At 72.3% G+C, this 9,113-nt stretch carries 7 protein-coding genes; 2 read left to right on the top strand and 5 right to left on the bottom strand.

Going from position 1 to position 9,113, the window contains the following annotated elements; translation table 11 throughout:
• Positions 1-4: 4 nt before the first annotated feature.
• Genes ACWEIJ_RS04705 through ACWEIJ_RS04725 form a run of 5 tightly spaced genes read right to left on the bottom strand, consistent with a single transcriptional unit; the run spans position 5 to position 5,731 of the window.
• Positions 5-2,461 (bottom strand): amino acid adenylation domain-containing protein, encoded by a 2,457-nt coding sequence (locus ACWEIJ_RS04705; RefSeq protein WP_449835814.1) that lies wholly within the window; start codon positions 2,459-2,461, stop codon positions 5-7.
• Positions 2,462-2,480: 19 nt separating this feature from the next.
• Positions 2,481-3,308, bottom strand: a complete 828-nt coding sequence (locus ACWEIJ_RS04710) for an SDR family oxidoreductase (RefSeq protein WP_449835815.1) — start codon at positions 3,306-3,308, stop codon at positions 2,481-2,483.
• A complete protein-coding gene (locus tag ACWEIJ_RS04715; protein WP_449835816.1) occupies positions 3,305-3,985 on the bottom strand; it encodes a thioesterase II family protein in 681 nt (226 codons plus the stop codon). The genes ACWEIJ_RS04710 and ACWEIJ_RS04715 overlap by 4 nt, the downstream gene beginning before the upstream one ends.
• A gap of 19 nt (positions 3,986-4,004) precedes the next feature.
• Positions 4,005-4,793, bottom strand: a complete 789-nt coding sequence (locus tag ACWEIJ_RS04720; RefSeq protein ID WP_449835817.1) for an ABC transporter permease — start codon at positions 4,791-4,793, stop codon at positions 4,005-4,007.
• The gene (locus ACWEIJ_RS04725) at positions 4,790-5,731 is read right to left on the bottom strand and encodes an ABC transporter ATP-binding protein (RefSeq protein ID WP_449836343.1); all 942 of its coding nucleotides are present in this window, start codon (positions 5,729-5,731) and stop codon (positions 4,790-4,792) included. The genes ACWEIJ_RS04720 and ACWEIJ_RS04725 overlap by 4 nt, the downstream gene beginning before the upstream one ends.
• 325 nt (positions 5,732-6,056) lie before the next feature.
• Here ACWEIJ_RS04725 and ACWEIJ_RS04730 point away from each other — a divergent pair, with 325 nt between their 5' ends.
• Positions 6,057-7,550, top strand: coding sequence for an acyl-CoA dehydrogenase (locus tag ACWEIJ_RS04730; RefSeq protein ID WP_449835818.1), 1,494 nt, complete (start codon positions 6,057-6,059; stop codon positions 7,548-7,550).
• Positions 7,551-7,637: 87 nt separating this feature from the next.
• Complete coding sequence (locus ACWEIJ_RS04735) at positions 7,638-9,110, top strand: acyl-CoA dehydrogenase (protein WP_449835819.1); 1,473 nt, start codon at positions 7,638-7,640, stop codon at positions 9,108-9,110.
• Positions 9,111-9,113 lie beyond the last annotated feature (3 nt).

Consider the following 9,113-nt stretch of genomic DNA (forward strand, 5'->3'; position numbering starts at 1 on the left):
GGTCTCACGCCAGGGAGGCGACCAGGGAGCTGATCGTCGGGTGACGGTACAGCTCCCTCAGCCGCACGTCCGGCAGGCCGCCCGCCCTCATCGCCGAACCCAGGCGGACCGCGAGCAACGAGTTGCCGCCCAGGTCGAAGAAGTCGTCGTCCGGCCCGACGTCCGTGCCCAGCACCGTGCTCCAGATCGCGCGCAGCTTCGCGGTGAGGTCGCCGTCGCCCTCCTCGACCTGAACGGCGACCGGTGCGGGCAGCTTCGCCACGTCGAGCTTTCCGTTGGGCGTCAACGGCAACGCCTCCAGCACGGTCACCGCGGCCGGCACCATGTGCTCGGGCAGCAGGCGAGCGGCTCTGGCGCGCACCTCCGCCGCGGTGCCCGACGCCAGCACCACGTAGGCGTCCAGGCGTGCCGTGGCGGCGTCGGCCGGGTCGTCCTGGCGCAGCACCACCGCCGCGGCGCGCACCGCCGGGTCCTCCAGCAGCACGGCCCGGATCTCGTCCGGCTCGATGCGGAACCCGCGCAGCTTCACCTGCCCGTCGATGCGGCCGAGGTGGTCGAGCGTGCCGTCCGGGCGCAACCGCCCGAGGTCGCCGCTGTGGTACACCCTCCCGGCACCGAACGGATCCGGCCGGAACCGTTGTGCCGTCAGCTCTTCACGCCCGAGGTAGCCGTCCGCGACACCGGCGCCGCCGACCACGATCTCCCCCGCCACACCCGGTGGCAGCAGCTCGCCCGCCGCATCGACGACGTAGAGGTGCCAGCCGGGCAGCGCCGAGCCGACGGACCGCGAACCGGCCAGCGCCAGCTCGCGGGTGACGGTCTGCGCGGTGACGTGCACGGTCGTCTCGGTGATGCCGAACATGTTCACCATCTCGCAGTCGAGGTGGTGATCGAGCCACGGCAGCAACATCCTGGTGTCCAGCGGTTCGCCGCCGAACACGACGAGCCGGACGCGGGCGTCCCGGTGCTCGGTGGCCAGCAGCTGGGCGAACGCCGACGGCGTCTGGCTGAGCACCGTGACCTTCTCGGACACCAGCAGGTCGCGGAACGCGCCGGGTTCGCGGGAGACGAAGTACGGCACCACGACGAGCCTGCCGCCGGTCAGCAGACAACCCCAGATCTCCCACACGGAGAAGTCGAACGCGGCCGAGTGGAACCACGTCCACACGTCGTCCGCGCCGAGCCGGCAGGTGTCGCGGGTGGCGTCGACGAGCGCGATCACGTTGCGGTGCGGGACGACCACGCCCTTGGGCCGCCCGGTCGAGCCGGACGTGTAGATCACGTAGGCGGCGTCACCGGGAGCACCCTCGCCGAGGACCGCGGTCCCGGTCAGGTCGTCCGGTGACACGCCGGGGAACTGCGCGGACCGCGACACGACCACGTCCAGCCCGGCGTCCTCGGCGGTGAAGGCCAGGCGCTGCACCGGATACGCGGGATCCAGCGGGACGTAGGCCGCGCCCGCCTTCATGACGGCGAGCAGCACCGCGACCAGCTCGGCACCGCGCTCCAGGCAGACGCCCACGCGGTCACCGGCCGTCACGCCGCGGGCCCGCAGCCCCTGGGCCAGTGCGTCGGACCACCCGTCCAGCTCCCGATAGGTCCACGTGTCCTGGCCGTCGGTCAGCGCGACCGACTGCGGCTGCACGGCCGCGATCCGCTGGTACGCCCAGGGAATCGTCATCGGTTCCGTGTGCAGCGCGGGAGAGCGGCCCAGTGCGGCGACCCGGTCGCGTTCGGCGGCGTCCATCACCTGGCCACCGGCGTGCACGGTGTGCAGGTGGCGGGTGAACTGGCAGGCGATCGCCGCTCCGACGTGCGTGGCGAGGAAGTCGCAGCGCAGCACCCATCCCCCGCTGTCGCGGAACACCGAGAACGTCAACGGCGTCACCGGTTCCAGGAAGGGCAGGTACTCGCCGGGCATGTCCTCCTGGCAGAACAGCAAGGTGACGGCCTCGCCACCACCGTAGACGCCGAGCACGACATCGAGCGCCCTGCGCCACGCCGACGCGTCGCCAGGCTCCTCGACGGGCAGCTCGCACCGGCCGGGCGGACCTCCGTCCGGCAGGCCCCAGTCCGGTGTGGACAGTGCAGGGGTGAGCGCGGGGTTTCCGCTGGCAGACAGCTCGTACCACCCTGACGGGCCTCCGTCCGACGGCCCCCAGCCCGGTGCGGACGGTGCGGGAACGGCCGAGGCCACCGGGACCGCGGTAGGCGAAGGGTTTCGGCCGTCGGCCAGCTCGCGCAGGGCCGCGGCGTCGTAGCGGTCCCGGTTCGCCACGACCACGAGATCGGTCAGGCCGTCGGCGTAGCGCAGGAGGACTCGCCGTCGGTCGGCAGTGGGCCGGCAGAGCTCGATCTCGCGGCGGCGGGCGGCGTCCGGGTGCGTGGACGGCACCGGCACGTCCACCACCCAGGCGTCCGCTCCGGTGCCGCCGGGAACGCGAAGTGCGTGACAGGTCATGGGTTTCTCCTGCGGTCGGTCAGCGGGCGGCGAAGCCGCCGTCCACGGTGAGCACCGAGCCGGTCACCTGCCTGGACTCGTCGGAGGCGAGGTAGACGACGGCGTGGGCGACGTCGAGCGGTTCGATCAGGGCGTTCATCGGTTGTGCCTCCGTGAACGCCTGCTCGTGCTCCCCCACGGGGACGTCGAGCGCCCGTGCGATCTCGGCGAGCATGCGGCCCTCGGCGATCGCGTCGTCGCGGACCGAACCGGGGCAGACCGCGTTCACCCGCACCTTCATCGGCGCGAAGTCGAGGGCGGCGGCCCTGGTGAGCCCGACGATGCCGTGCTTGGCCGCCACGTACCCGGCGAAGTGCCGGTACCCGACGAGCCCGGCGGTGGAGGCGACGTTCACGATGCTGCCCGAGCGCTGCTCGCACATCCGCTTGCCCACGGCCCTGATCAGCCGCCACGCTCCGGTGAGGTCGACGTCGAGCATCAGGTTCCACTCGTCCTCGTCGATCTCGTGCACGGGTTTGCCCGACGGCGCGGCGACACCGGCGTTGTTCACCACCACGTCGACGCGGCCGAACCGGTCGCACGCACGCGTCACGGCCTCGGCGATCGCGACGGGGTCGCGCACGTCCACGGCCGCGGTCAGCACGTCCGCGCCCTCCTGGCGGCACAGCCGCGCGGTGTGGTCGAGCTGTCCCGGCGTGCCCAGCGGGTACGGCACACCGGGCAGGTCCGCGCAGATGTCCAGCAGCACCAGGTCCGCGCCCTGCGCGGCGCACTCCCGCGCGGTGACCCTGCCGAGGCCGCGTGCCGCGCCGGTGAGCACGACGACCTTGCCCGCCAGGCGGTTCACGGCAGCGTGGAGGTGATCAGGCGCACCAGAGCGGGCGCGTGGCGGGCCAGGTACATGTGCCCGCCGGGCAGTTCGACGTGCTCGAACTGCCCGGCCGCGACCTTGCTCCACGACTCCGCCTGCTCGTAGGTGACCAGGTCGTCGTCCTCGCCGCGCACGGCCACGATCGGCACGGCCAGTCCGGAATCCGTGCTGGGCCGGTAGTTCTCGTGCATCTCCACGTCGGCCCGCAACGCCGGCAGGACCATCGCGCGCATCTCGGGGTCGTCGAGCGCCTCGTGGGTGAAGCCCGCGAACCCGGCCACCCTGGCCAGGAACTCGTCGTCGGGCAACCCGGTGGCGCGCTCCGGTCGTTCGTCACCGGGGCGGGGTGAACCGCTGGCGAACAGCGCCACCACTTCGGTGACGGGCTGCAGCGCCACCGCGAGCTCGTAGGCCAGCACCGCGCCGAGGCTGTGGCCGAACAACGCGACCCGGCCGGCGGTGATCCCGGGCAGCAGGCCCGCCACCGCCGTGTGGACGTCGCGGTAGGGCTCCTCGTCGATGCGCCGTTCCCGGCCGGGCAGGCACAACGGCCGCACGTCCAGCTCGTCGCCCGCGAGAGCCTGCCAGTGCCCGAACGCCGAGGCGCCGGCACCCGCGAACGGCAGGCACACCAGAGTGATCTTCTCGGTCATGGGTGTTTCTCCTCTTCGGTCAGGTGGCGGTGCGCAGCCGGTAACGCCAGGTCGACAGGGCACCGAAGACGACGATCAGCAGCACGGCGGACGCCGCCCCGTACAGGACGGCGTGTGCCGCGGGCCAGCCGTGCTGGACAGGGAAGTTCTCCGGCGCGGTGTTGCCGAACAGCAGCCGCAGGGAGTTGGCCAGTCCGGACATCGGGTTCCACACCGCGATCGTGGCCAGCGGTCCCGGCAGCGAGGCCGGGGCGACGAAGCCGGAGGACACGAACGTGAGCGGGAACAGCCAGAGCAGCCCGATGCTGCCCGCCACCTGGACGTTGGGGGTGACGAGCGCGACGAACGCGCCGGCCCACGACATGGCGAACGCGAACAGCACGACCATCAGGTAGGCGCCGGCCACCTGGAGCGGACCCGTGTGCGGCCGCCAGCCGAGCACGAGCCCGCAGGCGGTGCTGACCGTGACGCTGAGCAGGCACGCGGTCAGGTCCGACGTGGTGCGCGCGAGCAGGAGCGAGACCCGCGCGATCGGCAGCGTGCGCAACCGGTCGATCGCACCGTCCTGGAGGTCGTGCGCGAGGCCGATGGTGGTGAAGCTCGCGGAGAACGTGACCGTCTGCATCAGCAGGCCCGCCAGCACGAACTCCCGGTAGGCCGGTCCGCCCAGGCTGCCGCCGAACACGAAACCGAGCAGAGCCGCGAAGAGGACGGGCTCGACGAGGCTCGACGCGAGCGACGCGGGCGAGCGGCGCAGCCGGATCATGTTGCGCCACGCCAGATCCGCGCTCTGCCGGAGAACGGTCATCGCGCCACCAGCCCGAGGAAGACGTCGTCCAGGCTCGCCCGGTGCAGCCCCGCCTCCAGCACGCGGATGCCGCCGAGCTGCACCATGACGTCGCGCAGTGCCCGTTGCCCGTCGAGCACGGTGGCCTCCACCCGGCGCAGCCTCCGGTCGACCTCCGGCGTGGTGTGCGCCGCGGCCGCCACGATCCCGGCCACGGCGGTCACGTCGCGCTCGTGCGCGGTGACCAGCACCATCCGGCTGCGCTCGGCCGCCTTCAGCTCGTCGACCGTGCCGGTGGCCACGACCTGCCCCCGGTCGAGCACGGTGACCCGGTCGGCCAGGCGTTCGGCCTCCTCCAGGTACTGGGTGGTGAGCAGGATCGTGGTGCCCTCGGCGGCCAGTCCCGCGACGGCGTCCCAGGTGTCGAGCCTGCTCGCCGGGTCGAGACCGGTGGTGGGTTCGTCCAGCACCACCACGGGTGGCGAGCCGACGAGCGCCGCGGCGAGGTCGAGCCTGCGCCGCAGGCCGCCCGAGTAGGTGCCGGCCAGGCGACCCGCGTGCTCCGTCAGCCCGAACCGGGCCAGCAGGTCCTGGGTGGACCCGCGGGCCGCCCGCCGGCTCATCCCGCGCAGCTTGGCCACGAGGTGGAGGTTCTCGGCGCCGGTCAGCACCGTGTCCACAGTGGAGTACTGGCCCGCCACCCCCAGTGCGGCGCGGGCACTGGCGGGGTCGGTGACGACGTCGTGCCCGGCCACGCTCGCGCTCCCGGCGTCGGGCCGCAGCAGGGTCGTGAGCACGCGGACGAGCGTGGTCTTGCCGGCACCGTTCGGTCCGAGCAACGCCATCACCTCCCCCCTGCCGACGGTGAGGTCAACGGCCCTCAACGCGTGTGCGTCCAATTTCCCGGGACCCGTCTCCGAATATTTCTTACAAACGTTCCGAACTTTTATGACAGGCACGCGTGAATGGCGGGAAGCGGCGTGCGTCCAGCGCTGCGACAATGTCCGACTCCGATGCTTCCGCCATTGGTTAATGAGAGGTGAACAGGCGAGGCGCGCCCGGCACCGCCGCCTACACAGTAACCCTGACCTGCACATCTGCACTCAATGGGAATGTGACCTGGATCATATCGTAAGTGCTTAATCGCAGTTGTAGCGTTGCGCCCACCCAAGCAGGAGGTGATTTTCAATGGGGACGCGCACATCTTTCAAGTCGGGCCCGAACAATCTTTGCAATTCCTTTACCTACGGCTCCGATCACCCTTCGGGGGTACAATTGTCCGATTTGCCTTCGATTCTCCGCAGCGCGCTTTCGGGTCGGCGCGGAGCGTGGTCGGACGAGGTGATCTCCGCGCACGACGCGCGGGACGAGCTCCCCGCGCAGGCTCTGGACCACCTGGACGCACTGGGCCTGACCGGCTGCTACGCGCTGACCGGAGAAGCCGCTTTCCCCACCTCGGTGTCCGCGCTGCGGGTCGTGGCACGCCACGACCTGACGGCCGCGATCGCGCACGGCAAGACGTTCCTCGGTGCCGCGCCGGTCTGGGTCGCCGGTGACGAGAACCAGACGGCCAGGATGACCGGCCTGCTGCGGGAGGGCACTCCGGTCTGCCTGGCGCTCACCGAACGCGATCACGGCGCCGACCTGCTGGCGGGCGAGGTCAGGGCGGAGCACGGACCGGACGGATGGCGGCTGACCGGTGAGAAGTGGCTGATCAACAACGCTTCCCGGGCCGGCTTCGGGTCGGTGCTGGCACGAACCGCGCCGGAGGGCGGGCCACGCGGCTTCACGGTGTTCCTCGTGGAGCGCACCGAGGCGTGGCACAACCTCCCCAAGGTGCGCACGCACGGCATCCGCGGCGCGGACATCAGCGGCTTCACCCTGCACGGCGCTCCCGGCGAGCCGGTCGGCGAGGTCGGTGACGGGCTGTCGGTGGTGCTGAGGACCCTCCAGCTCACCAGGATCGCCTGCACCGCCCTGTCGCTGGGCGCCGCCGACCACGCGCTGCGGCTGGCCCGCGACTTCGCCCGCAACCGTGTCCTCTACGGACGGACCCTCGCCGCAGTTCCGCACGTGCGGCGCCTGCTCGGCCGGGTCGCGGCCCGCCTGCTCGTCGCCGAGGCCGTGAGCACGACCGCCGCCCGCTCGGTGCACGCGCTGCCAGGTGAGCTGAGCGTGGTGTCCGCGATCGCCAAGGCCTTCGTACCCACGATCGTCCACTCCGCGCTGTCCGAGGTGGCGGACCTGCTGGGAGCCAGGGCGTTCCTGACCTCCGCGCCCGGCAACGGGTTCGCGAAGCTGGACCGCGACCACCGGGTGTGCGCGATCTTCGACGGCAGCACGGCGGTGAACCGGGCCGCGCTGGTGACCCAGTTCCCCCGGCTCGCCCGCTCCACCGGCTGCGGCGACGGCCTGCGGATCGTCACCGACCCGCAGGCGCCGCTGCCCGCCTTCGACCGCACGCGGCTGTCCCTGTCGTCGCGGACCGGCTGCGGCCTGGTGCAGACCTGTCAGGAGATCTCCGGCGAACGCGCCGAGCTGCTGGCGGAGATGGCCGCCCACACCCCTTCCGCGAAGCCGGCAGAACACGCGTTCGGGCTCGCCGAGCGGTACGAGAAGTTGTACGCGATGGCCTCGTGCCACGCCATGGCCCGTCACGGCGGTCCGGTGTGGACGGACCTGGTGCTGCGCGGATGCCTGGCGTTGCTGGCCGGACGCGACGACGACGCGGCCTTCGAGTCGCTGGCCGCACTGGTGCTGGACGAGGTGATCGCATGACGGCCACCGGCCTGCCCCGGTCGGTCGGGTCGCTGGACGACGCGGGCAACCCGGTCGGCTCCCGTGCGTGCTGAACGAGGTGACCCCATGACCGCCACCGACCTCACCCAGCTGCTCGGAGCACCGGACGACCCGGCCAACCCGTTCGGCTCCCGTGCCGTGCTGGACGCCGACGAGCGCGCCGAGCTGCCCGGCGAGGACCTGCTGCACGCGACCGGGCTCGCCGCCCACTTCGTCCCCGCCGCGCTCGGCGGCCGGCTCACCCGGCTCGACCACCTGGTGGACGTCGTCCGCACGCTCTACCGGCGTGATCCCGCTCTGGGGCTGGCGCACGGCGGCGGCCCGCTGATCGCCTCCCTGCTCGTGTGGACGGCCGGTGACGCCGAGCAGCAGCGGCGAGCCGCACGGCTGCTGCTCGGCGGAGGCCGGCTCGCCGTCGCCGTCACGGAACTCGAGCACGGCAACGACCTCGCGTCCGCCGCGCTGTCCGCCACACCGATGCCGGACGGCTGGGAGCTGACCGGGTGCAAGGAGCTGATCACCAACGCGGACCGTGCGGACGCCGCGGTCGTCTTCGCCCGCACCGACCCCGGCGGCGGCCCGCGGGCGCACTCGCTCATGTGGGTCGACTGCGCGGACGTCGAGAGGTTGCCCCGCTTCACCACGGACGGCGTGCGGGGCGTACCGCTGGGCGGCTTCGACTTCCGGCGGCACCGGGTGCCGGGCGACGCGGTGCTCGGGCGGCCCGGTTCCGGGCTGGAGAACCTGCTCAAGGCGTTCCAGATCACCCGCACGGCGTTGCCCGCGATGGCGACCGGCATCCTCGGCACCGCGTTGCGCATCGCCGTCGCGCACCTGCGTGAACGCGAGCTCTACGGCGGCAGGGCGACGGATCTGCCGCACGTGCGAGCCGGGCTGGTCCGGGTGTACCGCGCGCTGCTGACCGCCGAGGCCGTCGCCGCGGTCGGCCTGCGGGTCCTGCACCTGGCGCCGAAGGCGGCAAGCGTGACGTGCGCCCTGGTGAAGTTCGCCGTGTCCGGGCTGCTGCTCGACGGGGTCGATCGCGTCGCCGAGTTGCTCGGTGCCTACTCCTACCTGCGGGAGGGCCCCACCGCACTGGTGCAGAAACTGCTCAGAGACCTGCGGCTGGTCGGTTTCGGGCACGTCGCCCGGGCCGCCTGCCAGATGAGCGTGCTGCCGCAGCTGCCGCTGCTGGCCCGGCGGTCCTGGCGCACCGGCACGGACGACGTACCCGGTCTGTTCGATGTGGACGGTCCGCTGCCGGAACTGCGGTTCGACCGGTTCACCGTGCACGCGGGCGGGTTCGACCCGGTGACCTCCACGTTGCACGGCACCGCCGAGCTGGCCGCGCTGACCGACGTCTGTGCGGCGCTGCCCGCCTCCGGGCTGGGGGTCGACGCCCCGCCCGCGCACTACGACCTCGTCGCCCGCTGCGCCGAGCTGTTCACGAAGGCCTGCGTGCTGCGGGTCTTCGGCTCCGAGACCCCCTTTCCCGACGAGGACGTGGCCATGGGCCGCCTGCTCGCCGGTCAGCACTGATCC

This window comes from Lentzea sp. NPDC004789, from assembly GCF_053601075.1.